Origin of the sequence: Rhodoferax sp., assembly GCF_018780565.1 — a bacterium.
GTDB lineage: Bacteria > Pseudomonadota > Gammaproteobacteria > Burkholderiales > Burkholderiaceae_C > Rhodoferax.
Window position 1 is genome coordinate 12,573 of record NZ_JADMJN010000014.1, and the last position, 17,868, is coordinate 30,440.

Sequence of the window (17,868 nt, forward strand, 5' to 3'; positions counted from 1 at the left end):
ATACGAATGAAAAAAACACACTCCGGGCAAGTTGCCCTGGTCACCGGTGCCGGCAATGGTATTGGCCGTGCCACAGCCCTGGCATTCGCCGCCAACGGATTGAAGGTCATCGTCTCCGACATTGACATACCCGGCGGTGAAGATACCGTGGCCCAGATCAAGGCGGCAGGCGGCGAGGCAAGCTTTGTGCAATGCAATGTTGCCCGCGAGGAGGAAGTCAAAGCACTGATCGCCAGGACCGTCGCCACCTATGGCCGCCTCGACTATGCCTTCAACAACGCTGGCATCGACATCGAGAAAGGCCGATTGGCCGATAGCAGCGAGGCCGAGTTCGACGCCATCATGGACGTGAACGTCAAGGGGGTCTGGCTGTGCATGAAACACCAGATTCCCCTCATGCTGGCGCAGGGTGGCGGCTCGATCGTCAACACAGCCTCCGTGGCCGGCCTCATTGCGGCGCCGAAGATGGGCATCTACTCCGCATCCAAGCATGCCGTGATCGGCATGACCAAATCGGCGGCCGTCGAGTACGGAAAAAAGAATATCCGGATCAACGCAGTATGTCCGGCCGTTATCGACACCGAGATGTTCCGCCGCGCCAAGGAAGGAGACCCCAAGAAAGCAGAGTTGGCAGTTCTCATGCATCCTGTCGGGCGCATCGGTAAAGCGGAGGAAATTGCCGCCGCTGTGCTTTACCTGAGCAGCGATTTGGCTGGCTTCACCACCGGTGTCGCTCTGCCGGTCGATGGTGGCCTTACCGCAATCTGAAAGGAAAAAATCATGCGTTTATTTGATCTGACTGGCAAAGTTGCCATCATCACGGGTTCGAGCCGCGGTATCGGCCGTGCCATTGCAGAAAACATGGCCGCCTGCGGCGCCAAGGTGGTCATTTCCAGCCGCAAGGCCGAACCCTGCGAAGCAGTGGCCGCCAGCATCCGCGCCAGTGGTGGGCAGGCGATTGCAATCCCGGCGAATATTTCGGACAAGGCCCAGATGGAGCAACTGGTGGCGCAAACCCGCAGTCAGCTTGGCCCCATCGACATCCTGGTCTGCAACGCCGCGAGCAACCCCTACTATGGCCCCAGCACCGGCATGGGCGACGAAGTGTTTGAGAAGATCATGCGCAACAACGTGCTGTCCAATCACTGGCTGTGTCAGATGGTGCGCCCCGACATGGCGGCAAAGAAAAACGGCGCGATCATCATCATCTCGTCAATCGGTGGACTGCAGGGCTCCTCCACCATTGGCATGTACTGCGTCTCCAAGGCCGCCGACATGCAGGTTGCCCGCAACCTCGCCGTGGAATGGGGTCCGGACAATATCCGGGTCAATTGCATCGCGCCCGGTGTGATCCAGACCGACTTTGCCAAGGCGATCCACGAAGACCAGCGTGTTCTGGATGTGGTCGAAAGCCAGTTGCCACTGCGCCGCATCGGTCAGCCTGATGACATCGCCGGTATCGCCGTGATGCTGGCAGGCGCTGCCGGCAACTACATCACTGGCCAGACCATCGTCGCCGATGGCGGCATGGTGATTCGCTAATTGGGTTCAGCGGGCCGGACTAATGGGCACCCGCATCCACGGTGCCCGCACCCGGTCCGCCATTCAATGGCCGCGACATCCAGACAAATGGAATCAGCAGCAGAAACATCAGGGCCGAGGCATAAAACACGTCGTTGGCAGCCAGCATGTAAGCCTGCTGATCCACCAAGCGGTTAATCTGTGCCAGGGATTGTTCGGGGCTTAGCCCGGCGCTCCCCAATCCCGCCAGAACCTGCGTTGCGGCAAAGTTACCTTTTTCAACCGACTCTGCCAGTTGCGCATGGTGCATGGCAGCGCGATCCTGCCACACCGTGGTGGCAATCGACGTGCCGAATGAGCCCGCCACAATGCGCGCAAAGCTGGACAAGCCAGAAGCCGCGGGGATCTTGTCTGGCGTGATGCCGGACAAAGTGATGAAAGACAGGGGGATAAAGAAGAACGCCATGGCAATGCCCTGCACGATGGTGGGCAGCATGATGGTGCCAAAGTCAGCCTGCGTGTTGAAATGCGAGCGCATCAGCAGCACCGCAGCAAAAATCACAAAAGCAAAACTGGCCAGATAACGCGGATCGACCCGGGTGATGTTCTTCCCCACGATCGGGGACAGGATAATGGCAAAAATGCCCACCGGTGCCAGCAGCATGCCGGCATCGGTTGACGGATAACCCATGAATTGCTGAAGCCACAAAGGCAACAGAACGACATTGCCAAAGAACAATCCGTAACCGACCGCCACGGCCACCGTGCCCGACCAGAAATTACGCCGCTTGAACAGGCGCAAATCGACCACCGGGTGTTCTTCGGTGAGTTCCCAGGCCAGGAAGAATGCAAAACCCACCAGCGCCACCACGCCCAGGGTGACCACCTCGGAGGAGTGGAACCAGTCCAGCTCCTTGCCTTTGTCCAGCATGATCTGCAAGGCCCCCACCCACAGCACCAGCAGGCCCAAGCCAACCGAATCGATGGGCAATTTTTGCGTCACACTTTCCCGCTTGTGGTAGATCGTCCATACCATGAAGGCCGACAACAGCCCCAGGGGAATATTGATATAAAAAATCCAGGACCAGTAGATGTTGTCAGTGATCCAGCCCCCAAGCAGCGGCCCCATGACAGGCGCCACCAGTGTCGTCATGGCCCACAAGGCCATCGCCAGTCCCGCCAGTGCAGGCGGGTAACTCGACAAAAGCAAACCCTGCGACAAGGGAATCATCGGACCTGCTACAAAGCCTTGCAGGGCACGAAATGCAATCAGCGAATTCATGTTGGGTGCAAGACCGCATAACCAGGAGGTCAGCACAAACAAGAGCACGCTGGTGACAAACAGACGCACCTGCCCGAAACGCTGGGACAGCCATCCGGTGAGTGGCAAGGCAATAGCGTTGGCCACCCCAAAGCTGGTGATCACCCAGGTGCCCTGGTTGGCACTGACGCCCAGATCGCCCGCGATAGCCGGTAACGACACGTTGGCAATGGACGAGTCCAGCACGTTCATGAAGGTGGCCAGCGACAGCGCGATGGTGCCCCACATGCGGGCCGCCCCCTGCAGCGGCGGCAGCGGATTGAATTGAGGTGCGCTGGCCATGTCGGGCTTGCCTGGGCTAAGGTTCAAATCAGCGATGCGCGAGGTTGGCGGCAACGATTTTGCGAACCTCCTCAGCCGCACCACTGTCCAGCGACTCGTAAACGGCCGTTTGCACCATCGCAGAGGCGCGCGGCGCATCGGCCAGCATCTTGCCGTCCTTGTTGCTCACATCAACCGTCGCTTCCATCGACAAACCCACACGCAAAGGGCTTTGTGCCAATTGGGCCGCATCCAGCGCTACGCGCACCGGTACGCGCTGCACCACCTTGATCCAGTTGCCAGTCGCGTTTTGTGCTGGCAGCAGCGCAAAGGCTGCGCCCGTGCCCATGCCCAGGCCGGCCACCGTGCCCTTGTACTCAACCTTTTTGCCATACAGATCAGCCGTCAATTTAACGGACTGGCCAATGCGGATATTGCGCAACTGCACTTCCTTGAAATTGGCATCCACCCACAACTGGTTCAAGGGAATGATGGACATCAGGGGTGTGCCGGCTGCCACGCGCTGCCCAAGTTGCACGGTACGCTTGGCGACGAAGCCATCCACCGGTGCGGGCAAGGCGGCACGCTGGCTGGCCAGCCAGGCCTCACGAACCTTGGTTGCAGCCACCAGCACCGTGGGATGTTTTTCGATACTGGTGCCATCCGTCATCGCCTGATTGCTGAGCAACTGTTCCTTCGCTGCTGCCACGCCGGCCTGAGCGGAGGCCAGGGCGCTCTTGCCGTTGGCAAGCTGGGTTTGCGCGTGGCTCAACTCCTCCTTGGAGACAGCACCGTTTTGAATCAGCGACTGACGGCGATTCAGGTCTTCGGTGGCACGGGCAATTTCGGTTTGCGCCTTGGCCACATCCGACTCGCGCAGCACAACCTGCGCGCTCAAACTACCGTTGTTGGCATACAGGGTACGCGCCTGGCGCACCGCTTGGGCCAGGTTAGCCCGGGCTTGATCCAAGGCCACGTTGGCGTCGGCCGGGTCGAGCTTGACGAGGGGTTGGCCCGCTTTGACGTAATCGGTGTCATCTGCCAGGATGGCCATGACAGTGCCACCAATCTGCGGAGTGATCTGGATCACATTGCCCTGCACATAGGCGTTGTCGGTGGACTCGTAATGGCTGGCCACCAAATATTCGTAAGCGGCCCAGCCGGCACCGATCACCGCCACGATGCCGATCAGCGCCAACAGCGCCCTCTTGCGTGCTGGGTTGCCTGCGGCATGCGGCGCTTTGACGATGGGGGCTTGCGTTGCTGTCATGTTGTTGGCTCAAAAAAATAATATTGACCTATTTCTGGGCCATGGGCACGGAGAAATCGGTGCGATAGCCACCACCCAGAGCGCGTATCAGTGCCACTTGCGTATCGAGTGCGCGAGCCGTCAGATCGACGCCTTGGCGACGCTGGTTCAGCACAGCGGTTTCGGCAATGAGCACACTCAGGTAGTTGCCCAGTCCTGCGTCATAGCGTTGCACCGCAATCTCGTAGGCGTTTTCTGCAAACGCCAATGCCGAACGCTGCTCAAGCAGTTGGCGCTGAATGGCCTGAGTGGATGCAAGTTGGTCAGCGACTTCGCGCACCGCTTCAATCACAGCGGCGTTGTAGCTTTCAATTGCGGCGTCGAGGTCGGCCGTCTTGCCGCGTAAATTGGCGCGCAGGCGCCCCCCGTCAAACAGGGGTAAACGCAAGGCCGGACCCAGACCCCATTGCTCGCTGCCGGCACTCAGCAGCCGGTCAAGGCCAATGCTGGAGAAACCGGCAAAGGCCATCAAATTGATGTTGGGATAAAACTGGGACTTGGCGTTGCCGACTTCCTGAGTGGCGGCCTCGACGCGCCAGCGTGCGGCGGTGATGTCAGCCCGACGACCCAGCAAGTCAGATGGAATTGCGGAGGTAAATGCTATGTTTTTAATAGCATTAGAAGAGGGTATGACAAGGGCCTGATCCAGTTTCTTGCTCCCTACCAACGCATGAAGCGCATGCTGGTTCAGGGTCAGCTGCTCCTGCAGGAATTCAATTTGCAGGCGGGCATCGGGCAAGGTGCCTTCGCTTTGACGCAGTTCCAGGCGCGTATCCAAACCGGCGTTGACCCGGTCTTGCACCAGGCGCAGTGCCTGTTCTCTCTGGGCCAGAACACGACGCGCCACATCGAGGTGCTCATTCAGCCGCACCAACTGAAAGTAAGTTCGCGCCACATTGCTGGCAAGCAGCATGCGAGCCGCCTGGGCATCGGCCTGGGCGGCACGGGCATTGCCCAGCGCCGCATCCAGCGCAGCGCGATTTTTGCCAAAGAAATCCAGTTCCCAACCGGCCGTCAGTTGTGCTGTGCCACTTTCGCGAATGGTCCCCGCCAGAGGGGGAGGAACCGCACCATTGTTGGTGTACTTTTGTCGTGTTGCATCAAGCGCCGCATTGACTTGCGGCCGGGTCGCGGCCTCAGCCAGTTCGCCGCCCGCCTGGGCGCGTGCAACCCGGGCCTGCACCAACTTGAGACTGGGGCTGCCAATCAGTGCGTCGTCCATCAGACGGTTGAGCTGCTCATCACCAAACTCGCGCCACCACTGGGCCTCCACCATCACCGGTGCACCGGCTGGCGGCGTTGCCCCCGCCGAGGGAGCTTCACGCAGCAAGGCTTGGGGCAGGATGCCTTTCATGCTGGCGCAGCCCGTCAAGCCCACGATGACAGCGCCGAGCAGCGCCAATTGAAGCCAGCGGGGATTGCCCACAGCCTGGAGCGGGCGCAGAAATTCAAGCCTCATTCGGGCCTCCGGAAACTGAGTTATTCAGGGCTTGCGCGTTGTCAAGAATGCGGCGCAAAAACCCCATCAAGGCCTGGTATTCATCCACTGAAAATCCCGCAAGATGCGCGTTTTGAATCTGGCACAGAACCACCGGAATGCCTCGGGCAGCCTCGCGGCCTGCGTCGGTCAACTCGATGTTGACAACACGCCGGTCTTCAAGGGAGCGGACCCGGCGACAGAGACCCTTGGCCTCCAGCCGATCCAGCAGACGGGTCATAGCACCGGCGTCCAGATGGCATTCACGTGCCAACTCGGCCACCGTCGACGCCTGGCCGGTAAACAGCTTGAGCAAGGGTACCCACTGGGCATTGGTCAGGTCACTGGCGCCCAGTTGTCGTTCGACCTCGTGCGATCCCAATGCCAGTACACGCCGGATCAGATACCCCAGACTTTCCTCGGGCACATAGCTGGCCGCCCGATAAAACTCGATGGCAGAGCACTCTGCCTTAACCGGCTTGGAACTGGGACAAGAAGACTTGCGCATAGGGGATTGTCATATTAATTGCCTAGGCAATAGATGTCAAGGCTTTGTTTGGTGCGGCAACGTTTTCTGCAGTTTTTGACTACACTCAGTCCATGTCTACACCTGCCCCATCCAAAGCATCGCCGCGCTCCCTTTCCGGCCTGCTGCCGTTTTTGCGTCCTTACCGTGGTCGAATCGGATTGGCCATTGTTTTCCTGGTCATGGCGGCAGTAGCCACACTGGCTTTTCCGCTGGCCCTGCGCAGCCTGATTGACGGCGGTCTGGTTCAGCCGGACAAAGGCGCACAGGTCATGGCGCTGCGAGAACACTTTGCGGCCCTCTTCGGTGTCGCTGTCGCCTTGGGACTTTTCTCCGCGGGTCGCTTCTATATGGTGAGCTGGCTGGGTGAGCGCGTCACCGCCGATTTGCGCAATGCGGTGTATGGGCACGTTCTGCAACAAAGCCCCGAGTTCTTTGAAACCACGCAAACCGGCGAGGTGCTGTCGCGCCTCACGGCCGACACCACGCTGGTGCAGACTGTCGTGGGCTCTTCGCTCTCCATGGGACTGAGGAACATGGTGATGGGCATTGGCGCCCTGGGCATGCTGATCTGGACCAACCCCTATGTGATGTTTCAGGTGCTGCTTGTGCTGGTGTTGATCGTGGTACCCAGCCTGTGGTTTGGCCGCCGGGTTCGAAAGCTGTCCCGCGCCAGCCAGGACCGGGTGGCAGATTCAAGCGCCATTGCAGCAGAAGTACTGAACGCCATTCCCGTGGTGCAGAGCTACACCGCCGAGGGCCGCGAGTCAGCACGTTTTACGGCCTCGACAGACAGCGCTTTCCACACGGCTGTGCGCCGTACCAGGGCGCGCTCGGTGCTGGTGGCCTTCATCATCATCGCCACCTCTGCTGCGCTGTTGTGGGGCTTGTACCAGGGAACACAGGCGGTGATGGCCGGGCGCATCAGTGCCGGCCATCTGGGGCAGACCGTGGTCTATGTGATCATTCTGGCCAGCGCCTTTGCCATTTTGGGCGAGGTCTATGGCGACCTGCTGCGCGCCGCAGGCGCAACCGAACGGCTGATGGAGTTGCTAAGCAGCCGCTCACCCATCACTTCGCCGCAAAATCCGACGCCAGCCCCCGTGCAACTTGCCGGAAGCGCTATCAAATTTGAAGCCATCAATTTTCATTATCCTTCGCGCCCGAATCAGGCCGCCCTGAGCAATTTCTCCCTCACCGTACAACCAGGCCAGACGGTGGCCATCGTAGGACCCAGCGGAGCGGGAAAAAGCACCGTCTTTCAATTGCTGCTGCGCTACTACGACCCCGCCTCGGGTCAGATTGTTCTGGACGGCGTGGCCACCCGCGATATGGCCTTGCATGACTTGCGCCAACGCATCGGCATCGTGCCGCAGGACGCAGTCATCTTCTCCAGCAGTGCACTGGAAAACATTCGCTACGGCAAGCCCGATGCCACCGACGTCGAGGTCAAGGCTGCCGCCCAGGCTGCCTTCGCCCATGAATTCATCAGCACCTTGCCAGAAGGCTATGACACATTTCTTGGCGAGCGCGGCGTACGCCTCTCCGGCGGACAACGCCAACGCATTGCGATTGCCCGCGCCATGTTGAAAAATCCGCCCCTGCTGTTGCTGGACGAGGCCACCAGCGCACTGGATGCCGAGAGCGAACGCATGGTGCAGGCGGCACTGGAGTCCGCCATGCGCGACCGCACCACCCTGGTGATTGCGCACCGGCTGGCCACTGTGCAAAAAGCGGATCACATTGTGGTGCTGGACCACGGCCACTTGGTAGAACAGGGAACCCACGCAGAGCTGGTTGCCCGGGGCGGCGTTTATGCCGGCCTGGCGGCGCTGCAATTCAACGCCTGAGCATGCAATCTGACATTGCAAGTGCAGCACTTCACTTGTAAGATTGACATCTCAACGATTGGAGCCACTCATGGATATCTCCTCAGTGAAGTCCCCGCCCGTCCAGCCACCTCAACAGCCCAAGCGCTCGGAAGAGGCCCAGCAGGCTCAAAACCGCGACAACAAACCCCAAGAGACTGAGGTCAAGAAAACGGCCGAAGCCAAACCACCACCGGTCATCAATACCCAGGGCCAAACGACCGGACGCATTCTCAACACCACAGCCTGAGGTCAGGCTGCGTCAAAAGTCTGAAGCCATGGTTGCGATCTCGGCAACGAACAGCACAACGCCCTCGCTGCAGGCCGTATTGGCAAGAACACGCTTGGAACAGGCCCGGCGTGAAGCGGATCAGGCCGAGGCCAATGCTCAAAACCTGCGTGCGCAGGCGGATCAGGCAGAACGCTTGGCCGACAATAAAAACAACAAGGTTCAGCAGCTTGCCTCACGCGATCCCCAGCCCGATCCCACCTACCCGGCACCCGCGCGGGTCAGCAGCGCTGAGGACTCAAAAAATACCCGGAACATCTATGTCGAGCGGTACAAAGTGGCCACTCAGACGCTTGCCGAAAACCGCGACACACTTCATACCATCCTGAATGCCACACCGGTGCGCTACACCGAGAGTCAGGCCAAGGGGCAAATCGTCAATCTAACGGCTTGACCCAAACACGGTTGGTTATTACTTTTTTGCATAGTTCAAGAATAACTTGGCCTTGGACGTGCTCACCCGACCCACCTACAGTCGGTCACTTGACCATGACCACAAGGTAACGCATGTCCCACCCCATCGCCCACACGCCCGGTCGAATTGCCGAATCTCCCACGGAACACGCCCTGCCCTCCTATTTGCAGTCGGACAACCTGGGTCCCTGGGGCATTTACCTGCAGCAAGTTGACCGCGTCATCCCCTATCTTGGCCATCTCTCGCGATGGGCGGAAACGCTCAAGCGCCCCAAGCGGGCGCTCATTGTGGATGTTCCCATCCAGCTGGACAACGGCACGGTAGCGCACTTTGAAGGCTACCGGGTACAGCACAACACATCACGCGGCCCCGGCAAGGGCGGCGTGCGCTTTCATCAGGACGTAACGCTGTCTGAAGTCATGGCCTTGTCAGCCTGGATGTCAATCAAGAATGCTGCCGTGAATGTGCCCTATGGCGGCGCCAAAGGGGGCATCCGCGTGGACCCCAAGAAGCTGTCGCTCGGCGAGTTGGAACGCATGACGCGTCGCTACACCAGTGAAATCGGCATCATCATCGGTCCGACCAAGGACATCCCCGCACCCGATGTGAACACCAATGAGCAGATCATGGCCTGGATGATGGACACCTATTCCATGAACGAAGGGGCTACCGCAACCGGTGTCGTCACAGGCAAGCCTGTGGACCTTGGCGGCTCCCTGGGACGGCGCGATGCCACTGGCAGGGGCGTTTTCACAGTGGGGGTGGAGGCGGCCCAACACATCGGTCTGGACATTGCCAGTTCACGTGTGGCCGTACAAGGCTTTGGCAACGTGGGCAGTGTCGCGGCCCGTCTGTTTGCGCAGGCAGGCGCGCGCATCGTGGCGGTTCAGGACCATGGCGGCACGATCTTCAGGGAAGCCGGCCTGGATATCCCGGCACTGCTGGCGCATGTGGCCGCCTCCGGTAGTGTTGCCGGCTTTGCCCAGGCCGAAAGCCTCGCCAATGACCAGTTTTGGGATGTCGACTGTGACATCCTCATTCCTGCCGCACTGGAGCAGCAGATCACCGCCCTCAACGCGGGGCGTATCAAGGCGCGCATGGTGATCGAGGGGGCCAATGGGCCGACAACGCCTGCCGCAGACGACATCCTGCAGGATCGCAACGTACTGGTACTGCCGGATGTGATTGCCAATGCCGGCGGCGTCACCGTGAGCTATTTCGAGTGGGTTCAGGACTTTTCCAGCTATTTCTGGAGCGAAGACGAAATCAACGCCCGCCTGGTGCGCATCATGAAAGAAGCTTTTGCCAGCGTCTGGGAAGTGGCTCGGGACAAGAAGGTCAGCTTGCGCACCGCCACCTTCATTGTCGGCTGCACCCGTATCCTGCACGCCCGCGAATTGCGTGGCCTGTACCCCTGAAAAGCCAGGAAACCGGTTATTGCAAAGGCCCTTTGAGGGCTTCGGGCAAAAGCAAGGGCATCACCGCAATACCCTCCTCAAGCAGGGACTCGGTTTCTGACCGGGACGCCTGACCACGAATACCACGCTCCTCGGTCTCGCCGTAGTGAATCTTGCGCGCTTCTTCGGCGAAACGGTCACCGACATCATCGGTATTGGCGACGATGCGGCGGGTCAGCGCCATCCAGGCGGCCTGCAACGACTGTTCAGTGTCGGGGACCGTGGCAAGTTCCTGGCTCGGCACGGCCTCATCACGAGGTCCACCCAAATTGAGGCGGGGGGCACTCAACATCTTGGAAACCGAGGCATCACCGCACACGGGACAGCTCACCAATCCGCGATCGCGCTGGCTCAGATAATCCTCCTCGGAAGCAAACCAGCCTTCAAAAACATGCTGCTGGGTGCACCTGAGATCCAGAACTTTCATGGCCTCATTGTCCTTTGACATCCGCCACAAGAGGCGCCTGCCACTGCAATTGCCAAGCGCCCGACAAGACATTTTGCAACCACAGGGCTGCCGTCAAGGTCTTGGCATCGGTCACGCGCCCATCGCGGCACCACTGCAACAACTCGGCTGGCGTGGCAGTGATGACGTCCAAAAACTCTCCTGCATCCAATTGACGCTCACCCAGGCTCAAGCCGCGGGCAAACCAGATCTCAATAAACTCGGTGGAGTAGGAAATGACCGGATGCAACAGCCCTGCACGCGCCCATTCAGATGCGGCAAAGCCCGTTTCTTCGAGCAACTCGCGCTGTGCACAACGCTGAAGAGCCTCCCCGGGATCGAGCTTGCCCGCAGGAAACTCAATCATGACCTGACCCACGGGATAGCGAAATTGACGCTCCAGGACCACCCGGGTTTCCCCATTTGCGTCCACGATCAAGGGAACAATCATCACAGCCCCGGGGTGCACCACGTACTCACGCGAGGTGGTGGCACCATCAGGGAGACTGACCATGTCGCGAAAGACATGCAGCAACCGGCCTTTGAGCAACTCTTCGCTCGAGAGCCTTGTTTCGATCAAATGACGATCGTCCATATCGGTCAGGAATGGCTAGTCGCGATGTTTGAGCAGGTAGCGGTAAACAAAACCGGGAAATGCAAAGGTCACGAATAAAGTTGCCGTAATCGCATAAAACTCCCAGGTCTGAGGCGCAATTTGACCTACCCTTTTTTCCAGCAGCAGACCCACGCCTCCAGCCAGAAAATACAGCACCAGAAGTTCAAGCAGCCGAATGCCCAACGTCTTTGGCTGGGCCGGCCTCACCAGAGCCAGTATCCGATGACTGACAAAAGGTAAATTGGCCGCACAGAATGCGGCCAACACAACAAACCAGACTGAAACCGATTGAGACATGTATGCCCGCGCTACGCCAACGCGCTCAGGTTCCCAGCATCTGCAAGATGGCATTGGCACACAGTGCCATCAACCCGCCGGGTAGCAGACCCAGAAGCAGCACCAATGCGCCGTTGATCGACAAAACTGCGCGAACATCCAGTGGTGCCGAAACCGTGCTGGCAGTGATGGGCTCATCAAAGTACATGACCTTGACAACGCGAAGGTAGTAGAACGCACCGATCAGCGACATCAATACGGCAAACACAGCCAAACCGATATGGAAGGCCTGACCAGAGGCCACCAGCGCCTGCAGAACCGACAGCTTGGCGTAAAAGCCCACCATCGGCGGAATACCGGCCAAAGAGAAAAGACATATGGCCATCACCGCGGCATACAGCGGGCTGCGTTGATTCAGTCCGGCAAAATCCGAAATTTCTTCACTTTCAAAACCATCACGAGCAAGCAACAGGATCACGCCAAAGCTTGCCAGAGTGGTCAAGACATAAGTGATGACATAGAACATGGAAGAGCTGTAGGCATTGGCCGCCGAATGGACATTGCCATTCACGACGCCCGACATCAAGCCCAGCAAAACAAAGCCCATTTGGGAAATGGTCGAGAACGCCAGCATGCGCTTGAGATTGGTCTGAGCAATAGCCGCCAAGTTTCCGATCAGCAGTGAACCAACGGACAAAATCATCAACATCGATTGCCAATCCAGTGCCAAAGGCAACATCCCCTCAACCAGCAGGCGAATCACAATAGCGAATGCTGCAAGCTTGGGCGCACCGCCAATGAGCAAGGTCACGGCCGTCGGGGCGCCTTGGTACACATCGGGAATCCACATGTGAAACGGCACCACCCCCAGCTTGAAAGCCAGACCCGCCACCACAAACACCAGGCCAAACACGAGCACGGGGTGTTTGATGTGTCCTGAATTAATGGCCTTGAACACGGCATTGACATCCAATGAACCCGTAGCGCCATACATCATCGACAGGCCATACAAGAGGAAACCGGAAGCCAGGGCACCCAGCACGAAGTACTTCATCGCCGCTTCGGTAGCCGTTGCATTGTCACGGCGCAAGGCCACCAAGGCGTAACTCGACAGTGTCAGGAGTTCAAGCCCCATGTAGATCACGAGGAAATTGTTACCCGAGATCATGACAAACATGCCCAGGAGCGCAAAAATGCTCAACGTAAACAGTTCACCACCGCGCAACATGCCTCGATCCGCCGCGTAGGGACGGCCATACACCAGCGTGACCATCATGGCCACAGTCGCAAAGCATTTAAGCCAGTTGCCCATCTGATCGCTCACGACCATGTTGCCGAAGCCGTACAAAGTGACACCGCCACTGGCGTAAGCGGCCTGCAACACCGCTACGACAGCGAGAGTCAGCAAAGTCAGCCCATAAGTAGCGGTCCGGCGCGGGCTCTTGACACCAAGATCAGCCAGCGCAATCACGCAAGCCATAACGAGCAGGATGATTTCGGGGTAAACCGCAATCCAACTGAGTTTGTCGATCATTTTCTGTTTCTCAATTCAATGTGATCAATTCAATCTGATCAGTTCAGCTTGGACAGCGCAACGTGTTTGAGCAACTCTGCAACCGACGTGTCCATCACATCGGTAAATGGCTTCGGATAGAGGCCCATGTACAGCACCGCAATGGCCAGCAGGCTCATCACGAGGAACTCGCGGCTGTTGATATCGGTCAGGGCTTTGACATGCTGGTTGGCAACCGGGCCCAGATAGACCCGTTTGAACATCCACAGCGTATAAGCAGCCCCAAAAATCAGGGCACTGGCGGCGGCAAATCCAAGCCAGAAGTTCGCTTTGACCGCCCCCAGAATCACCATCCACTCACCCACAAAACCGGCAGTGCCTGGCAAGCCGCAATTGCCCATGGCAAACAGCAGTGCAAAGGCTGTGAATTTGGGCATGGTATTCACGACACCACCATAACTGGCAATTTCACGAGAGTGAACACGGTCGTACAACACACCAATGGACAGGAACATGGCAGCCGACACAAAACCGTGGGCGATCATCTGAACCAAACCACCGGACACGCCGAGGTCATTGAAAATAAAAAAGCCCAGCGTCACAAATCCCATGTGTGCAACGGATGAATAAGCCACCAGCTTCTTCATATCCTTTTGCACCATCGCCACAAGCCCCACATAGACAACTGCAATCAAGGACAAGGCGATCATCAGCCAAGCCCACTCCCGGGCGGCGTCTGGCGCAATGGGCATGGAAAAGCGAAGGAAGCCATATGCGCCCAGCTTCAACATGATCGCAGCCAGAACGGCAGAGCCACCGGTAGGCGCTTCAACGTGCACATCCGGCAACCAAGTGTGTACAGGCCACATAGGCACCTTCACCGAGAAGGCCGCAAAGAAGGCAAAGAACAACAATGTCTGTGTGGTGCTGCCAAGTGGCAACTTGTGCCACAGCATCAGATCAAAACTCCCACCGGATTTGGTGTACAGAAAAATCAATGCAATCAGCATCAACAGCGAACCCAGCAAGGTATAGAGGAAAAACTTGAAGGCTGCGTAAATCTTGTTCGGCCCACCCCAGATACCAATGATCAAGTACATCGGGATCAAGGTCGCCTCAAAGAACACGTAAAACAGCATGCCATCAAGCGCGCTGAAAACACCGATCATCAGGCCACTCAAAATAAGGAAAGCACCCATGTACTGGTTGACGCGACGGGTAATCACCTCCCAGCCCGCAATCACCACAACCACGTTAATGAAAGCGGTCAGCAACACAAACCACACGGAAATACCGTCCACACCCAGGTGATAGTTGACATTGAAGCGTTCGATCCAGACGAATTTTTCAACGAACTGCATGGCCGCAGTGCCAAGTTTGAACCCGCCATACAAAGGCAGGGTAATCAGGAAACTGGCGATGGCACCGATCAGCGCAACCCAGCGCACGGTGCGCGCTTGATCATCACGACCGAGCGCCAGCAGAACGACACCAAAAACAATCGGCGTCCAGATAGCCAGGCTCAACAATCCCATCTTGTTCTTCTCCTTATTTTCCGAGCCATTCGGCAATCATCGGCATGGTCACGAAATAAGTCATCAGCACAAATATGCCGAGAATCATGGCCAGCGCATAGTGGTACAGATAACCCGTCTGGAACCAGCGAACAAGTCCAGATACCCAGGCCACCAGTTTCCAGGATCCATTGACCAGGGTTCCGTCAATCAAGGTCTGATCACCACCCTTCCACAAGGCTGTACCCAGTGCGCGGGCTCCGCGAGCCAAGATGTTCTCGTTGATCCAGTCCAGGTAATACTTGTTCTCAAGCAAGGTATAGATCGGCTGAACGCGGGCCTTGATCGCAGTTGGCAAAGCCGGATTGATCATGTACATGTAATAGGAAGTCGCGACACCAGCCACCGCAAGCCAGAACGGCAGGGTTGTCAAGGCATGCCAGGCCATCTGAGCGGGACCATGAAATGCCTTGGCCAACTCCTCCATCACGGCATGTTTCTCTGCATTGACAAAGATGGCATCCTTGAAAAAGTCGCCGAACAGCATGGGCTGAATCGTCATGAAACCGATCACGACCGATGGAATCGCCAGCAAAATCAGTGGCACCGTCACCACCCATGGTGACTCGTGGGGCGCATGGTGTTCTGCGTGGTGATCGTCATGCCCGTGGTGTGCATCATGATGAGCGTCAGGATTCTGATCAAAACGCTCCTTGCCATGGAACACCAGGAAGTACATTCGGAACGAGTAAAAAGCTGTCACAAAAACACCCGCAAGCACCGCAAAGGAGGCAAAACCGGCGCCCGGCAAATGGCTCTCATGCACCGCTTCAATAATGCTGTCCTTGGAATAGAAGCCCGCAAACAAAGGAGTTCCGATCAAGGCCAGCGAACCCAGCAAGGAGGTGATCCAGGTAATGGGCATGTATTTGCGCAATCCACCCATCCAGCGAATGTCCTGATTGTGATGAACGCCCATGATCACCGAACCCGCGGCAAGGAACAACAAGGCCTTGAAGAAAGCGTGGGTCATCAGGTGAAACACCGCCACGGAGTAGGCCGAGGCACCCAGCGCCACCGTCATGTACCCCAACTGGGACAAGGTGGAATAGGCAACCACCCGCTTGATGTCATTCTGGATAATGCCCAGAAAGCCCATGAACAAAGCCGTGATGGCACCAATCACCAAGATGAAGTTCAAGGCCGTGTCGCTGAGCTCAAACAGCGGCGACATGCGGGCCACCATGAAGATTCCGGCTGTCACCATGGTCGCGGCATGAATCAAAGCCGATATGGGCGTAGGGCCCTCCATGGAATCCGGCAGCCAGACGTGCAGCGGAAACTGTGCTGACTTGCCCATGGCCCCAATGAACAGGCAGATACAGATAACTGTCACCAGCATCCAGTCAGTTCCAGGGAAAGCCAGTTTCGCCAGCTCAGGAGCCTTGGCAAACGCTTCCGTGTAATTCAGGGTACCGGCGAAGGCAACAATCAGACCAATCCCCAGGATGAAACCGAAGTCACCCACGCGGTTGACCAGAAAGGCTTTCATGTTGGCGAAGATGGCGCTTGGCTTGTTGAACCAGAAACCGATCAACAGGTACGACACCAGGCCCACGGCCTCCCAGCCAAAGAACAACTGAAGCATGTTGTTGCTCATGACCAGCATCAGCATGGAGAACGTGAACAGCGAGATATAGGCGAAGAACCGGTTGTAGCCCTCATCCTCTTCCATATAGCCGATGGTGTAGATGTGCACCATCAGGGACACGAAAGTCACCACACACATCATCATGGCGGTCAGGCCATCCACAAGAAAGCCGATCTCCATCTTGAGACCACCCACCACCATCCAGGTATAGAGGGTCTCATTCAAGCGGGCACCGTCGAGCGCGACACTCTTGAGCGTCATGGCCGACAGCACAAAAGACACCAGCACACCCAGAATGGTGAGCGAGTGCGACATGCGCCGACCCATCCAGTTGCCACCAAACTTGGTTCCAAGGATACCGGCCAGCACAGCTCCCACCAGCGGCGCCATCGGCACCACGAGAAGCGTTGAAGCGGAAAGGGTTTGACTCATCTTTTTTTAACCCTTGAGCGTATTGAGTTCATCCACGTTGATGCTGGACTTGTTACGGAACAGCAGCACCAGGATAGCCAAGCCGATGGCGGATTCGGCGGCAGCAACAGTCAGAATAAAAAACACAAAAATCTGCCCGTGCATGTCGTCAAGGTAATAGGAAAACGCAACAAAATTCGTATTCACGGCCAGCAGCATCAACTCGATGGCCATCAAGAGAACGATCAGGTTCTTGCGATTGAGGAAAATGCCGATCACAGACAAGGCAAACAGCATTGCGCCCAGTGAAAGAAAGTGCCCGAGAGTCAAAGTCATTTTTTGTTCTCCTCTGGCGTCGCCGCGCCAGCTTCATTGACGGCCGCCGCCTGAGTCGCCTCCATCTTGACCACGACCATCCGGTCTTTGGCCTTCACCCGAACCTGATCGGAAGGACTCACATATTTGCTGTCCTTGCGCTGACGCAGCGTCAGCGCGATAGCCGCAATCATGGCGACCAGCAGGATCGCTGCGGCAATTTCAAGCGGGTATATGTACTGGGTAAAGAGAACCTTGCCCAGTTCGCGGCTATTGGAAAACTCCCGCCCGGCCTGATCCAAGACCGCAGCAGCGCGCGGCTCCTCAGTAAGTCGGAAACCGCCCATCAGCACAGCAGCCATCTCCAGCGCAATCAGCACGCCAATCACCGCAGCCAGAGGGAAATGCTTCCAGAAACCCTGGCGAATGCTGTCGACGTTGATATCCATCATCATCACAACAAAGAGGAACAGCACCATGACGGCCCCTACATAGACCAACACCAATGTGATCGACAGGAACTCTGCCTTGAGCAACATCCAGATCATCGCCGCTTCGAAAAATGCCAGCACAAGGAACAAGACCGCATGAACCGGGTTGCGAGCCGTGATGACTCGAAACGCGGCAAACAGCAAGACCGCGGAAAACACATAAAACAGACCAGTTTTGACATCCATGACTTC

Annotated in this window: 18 protein-coding genes; 6 read left to right on the plus strand and 12 right to left on the minus strand. The window is 57.6% G+C overall.

What is annotated here, in order from left to right:
* The first annotated feature begins 6 nt into the window (after window positions 1-6).
* Complete coding sequence (locus tag IV109_RS17620) at window positions 7-768, plus strand: SDR family oxidoreductase (RefSeq protein WP_296699840.1); 762 nt, start codon at window positions 7-9, stop codon at window positions 766-768.
* Window positions 769-780: 12 nt separating this feature from the next.
* The gene (locus IV109_RS17625; RefSeq protein WP_296699843.1) at window positions 781-1,542 is read left to right on the plus strand and encodes a glucose 1-dehydrogenase; all 762 of its coding nucleotides are present in this window, start codon (window positions 781-783) and stop codon (window positions 1,540-1,542) included.
* 19 nt (window positions 1,543-1,561) lie between these two features.
* Here IV109_RS17625 and IV109_RS17630 read toward each other — a convergent pair whose 3' ends face one another.
* Genes IV109_RS17630 through IV109_RS17645 form a run of 4 tightly spaced genes read right to left on the minus strand, consistent with a single transcriptional unit; the run spans window position 1,562 to window position 6,397 of the window.
* Window positions 1,562-3,124 carry a DHA2 family efflux MFS transporter permease subunit gene (locus tag IV109_RS17630; protein WP_296699948.1) on the minus strand — a complete coding sequence of 521 codons (1,563 nt, stop codon included), beginning with the start codon at window positions 3,122-3,124 and terminating at the stop codon, window positions 1,562-1,564.
* 28 nt (window positions 3,125-3,152) lie between these two features.
* Window positions 3,153-4,373 (minus strand): HlyD family efflux transporter periplasmic adaptor subunit, encoded by a 1,221-nt coding sequence (locus tag IV109_RS17635; RefSeq protein ID WP_296699846.1) that lies wholly within the window; start codon window positions 4,371-4,373, stop codon window positions 3,153-3,155.
* A gap of 28 nt (window positions 4,374-4,401) precedes the next feature.
* Window positions 4,402-5,871: an efflux transporter outer membrane subunit gene (locus tag IV109_RS17640; protein WP_296699848.1), complete on the minus strand. Its 1,470-nt coding sequence runs from the start codon at window positions 5,869-5,871 to the stop codon at window positions 4,402-4,404.
* Complete coding sequence (locus IV109_RS17645) at window positions 5,861-6,397, minus strand: MarR family transcriptional regulator (RefSeq protein WP_296699851.1); 537 nt, start codon at window positions 6,395-6,397, stop codon at window positions 5,861-5,863. The genes IV109_RS17640 and IV109_RS17645 overlap by 11 nt, the downstream gene beginning before the upstream one ends.
* Before the next feature lie 92 nt (window positions 6,398-6,489).
* Between IV109_RS17645 and IV109_RS17650 the strand changes: the two genes are divergently transcribed.
* From IV109_RS17650 to IV109_RS17665, 4 genes are all read left to right on the plus strand, one after another.
* Window positions 6,490-8,265 carry an ABC transporter transmembrane domain-containing protein gene (locus IV109_RS17650; protein WP_296699854.1) on the plus strand — a complete coding sequence of 592 codons (1,776 nt, stop codon included), beginning with the start codon at window positions 6,490-6,492 and terminating at the stop codon, window positions 8,263-8,265.
* A 70-nt stretch (window positions 8,266-8,335) separates the two neighbouring features.
* Window positions 8,336-8,533, plus strand: a complete 198-nt coding sequence (locus IV109_RS17655; RefSeq protein ID WP_296699856.1) for a hypothetical protein — start codon at window positions 8,336-8,338, stop codon at window positions 8,531-8,533.
* A gap of 28 nt (window positions 8,534-8,561) precedes the next feature.
* Entirely contained in the window at window positions 8,562-8,966 is a 405-nt protein-coding gene (locus IV109_RS17660; protein WP_296699857.1) for a hypothetical protein, read from the plus strand.
* Window positions 8,967-9,079: 113 nt separating this feature from the next.
* Window positions 9,080-10,405, plus strand: a complete 1,326-nt coding sequence (locus IV109_RS17665) for a Glu/Leu/Phe/Val dehydrogenase (RefSeq protein ID WP_296699859.1) — start codon at window positions 9,080-9,082, stop codon at window positions 10,403-10,405.
* A 16-nt stretch (window positions 10,406-10,421) separates the two neighbouring features.
* Here the strand turns inward: IV109_RS17665 and IV109_RS17670 are convergent, their stop codons facing one another.
* The 8 genes from IV109_RS17670 to IV109_RS17705 are packed head-to-tail and all read right to left on the minus strand — an operon-like array spanning window position 10,422 to window position 17,862.
* On the minus strand, window positions 10,422-10,871 hold the full coding sequence (locus tag IV109_RS17670) for a DUF1178 family protein (RefSeq protein ID WP_296699862.1): 450 nt from the start codon (window positions 10,869-10,871) through the stop codon (window positions 10,422-10,424).
* 4 nt (window positions 10,872-10,875) lie between these two features.
* Complete coding sequence (locus IV109_RS17675; RefSeq protein WP_296699863.1) at window positions 10,876-11,484, minus strand: NUDIX hydrolase; 609 nt, start codon at window positions 11,482-11,484, stop codon at window positions 10,876-10,878.
* A 15-nt stretch (window positions 11,485-11,499) separates the two neighbouring features.
* A complete protein-coding gene (locus IV109_RS17680; protein ID WP_296699866.1) occupies window positions 11,500-11,802 on the minus strand; it encodes a DUF2818 family protein in 303 nt (100 codons plus the stop codon).
* Window positions 11,803-11,827: 25 nt separating this feature from the next.
* The gene (gene nuoN / locus IV109_RS17685) at window positions 11,828-13,315 is read right to left on the minus strand and encodes an NADH-quinone oxidoreductase subunit NuoN (protein WP_296699868.1); all 1,488 of its coding nucleotides are present in this window, start codon (window positions 13,313-13,315) and stop codon (window positions 11,828-11,830) included.
* Window positions 13,316-13,353: 38 nt separating this feature from the next.
* Window positions 13,354-14,829 carry an NADH-quinone oxidoreductase subunit M gene (locus IV109_RS17690; RefSeq protein WP_296699872.1) on the minus strand — a complete coding sequence of 492 codons (1,476 nt, stop codon included), beginning with the start codon at window positions 14,827-14,829 and terminating at the stop codon, window positions 13,354-13,356.
* Window positions 14,830-14,842: 13 nt separating this feature from the next.
* Window positions 14,843-16,891 (minus strand): NADH-quinone oxidoreductase subunit L, encoded by a 2,049-nt coding sequence (nuoL, locus tag IV109_RS17695; protein ID WP_296699873.1) that lies wholly within the window; start codon window positions 16,889-16,891, stop codon window positions 14,843-14,845.
* Window positions 16,892-16,897: 6 nt separating this feature from the next.
* The gene (gene nuoK / locus IV109_RS17700; protein ID WP_296699876.1) at window positions 16,898-17,206 is read right to left on the minus strand and encodes an NADH-quinone oxidoreductase subunit NuoK; all 309 of its coding nucleotides are present in this window, start codon (window positions 17,204-17,206) and stop codon (window positions 16,898-16,900) included.
* Entirely contained in the window at window positions 17,203-17,862 is a 660-nt protein-coding gene (locus IV109_RS17705) for an NADH-quinone oxidoreductase subunit J (RefSeq protein ID WP_296699883.1), read from the minus strand. Before IV109_RS17705 ends, nuoK begins: the two co-directional genes overlap by 4 nt.
* Window positions 17,863-17,868 lie beyond the last annotated feature (6 nt).

What these genes read in the sequence shown, in the direction of transcription:
- IV109_RS17675 (WP_296699863.1), bottom strand. Translation starts at nt 11,484, where the DNA reads ATGGACGATCGTCATTTGATCGAAACAAGGCTCTCGAGCGAAGAGTTG.
- IV109_RS17625 (WP_296699843.1), top strand. Translation starts at nt 781, where the DNA reads ATGCGTTTATTTGATCTGACTGGCAAAGTTGCCATCATCACGGGTTCG.
- IV109_RS17705 (WP_296699883.1), bottom strand. Translation starts at nt 17,862, where the DNA reads ATGGATGTCAAAACTGGTCTGTTTTATGTGTTTTCCGCGGTCTTGCTG.
- nuoL (WP_296699873.1), bottom strand. Translation starts at nt 16,891, where the DNA reads ATGAGTCAAACCCTTTCCGCTTCAACGCTTCTCGTGGTGCCGATGGCG.
- IV109_RS17670 (WP_296699862.1), bottom strand. Translation starts at nt 10,871, where the DNA reads ATGAAAGTTCTGGATCTCAGGTGCACCCAGCAGCATGTTTTTGAAGGC.
- nuoK (WP_296699876.1), bottom strand. Translation starts at nt 17,206, where the DNA reads ATGACTTTGACTCTCGGGCACTTTCTTTCACTGGGCGCAATGCTGTTT.
- IV109_RS17680 (WP_296699866.1), bottom strand. Translation starts at nt 11,802, where the DNA reads ATGTCTCAATCGGTTTCAGTCTGGTTTGTTGTGTTGGCCGCATTCTGT.
- IV109_RS17635 (WP_296699846.1), bottom strand. Translation starts at nt 4,373, where the DNA reads ATGACAGCAACGCAAGCCCCCATCGTCAAAGCGCCGCATGCCGCAGGC.
- IV109_RS17650 (WP_296699854.1), top strand. Translation starts at nt 6,490, where the DNA reads ATGTCTACACCTGCCCCATCCAAAGCATCGCCGCGCTCCCTTTCCGGC.
- nuoN (WP_296699868.1), bottom strand. Translation starts at nt 13,315, where the DNA reads ATGATCGACAAACTCAGTTGGATTGCGGTTTACCCCGAAATCATCCTG.
- IV109_RS17630 (WP_296699948.1), bottom strand. Translation starts at nt 3,124, where the DNA reads ATGGCCAGCGCACCTCAATTCAATCCGCTGCCGCCGCTGCAGGGGGCG.
- IV109_RS17655 (WP_296699856.1), top strand. Translation starts at nt 8,336, where the DNA reads ATGGATATCTCCTCAGTGAAGTCCCCGCCCGTCCAGCCACCTCAACAG.
- IV109_RS17620 (WP_296699840.1), top strand. Translation starts at nt 7, where the DNA reads ATGAAAAAAACACACTCCGGGCAAGTTGCCCTGGTCACCGGTGCCGGC.
- IV109_RS17660 (WP_296699857.1), top strand. Translation starts at nt 8,562, where the DNA reads ATGGTTGCGATCTCGGCAACGAACAGCACAACGCCCTCGCTGCAGGCC.
- IV109_RS17645 (WP_296699851.1), bottom strand. Translation starts at nt 6,397, where the DNA reads ATGCGCAAGTCTTCTTGTCCCAGTTCCAAGCCGGTTAAGGCAGAGTGC.
- IV109_RS17665 (WP_296699859.1), top strand. Translation starts at nt 9,080, where the DNA reads ATGTCCCACCCCATCGCCCACACGCCCGGTCGAATTGCCGAATCTCCC.
- IV109_RS17640 (WP_296699848.1), bottom strand. Translation starts at nt 5,871, where the DNA reads ATGAGGCTTGAATTTCTGCGCCCGCTCCAGGCTGTGGGCAATCCCCGC.
- IV109_RS17690 (WP_296699872.1), bottom strand. Translation starts at nt 14,829, where the DNA reads ATGGGATTGTTGAGCCTGGCTATCTGGACGCCGATTGTTTTTGGTGTC.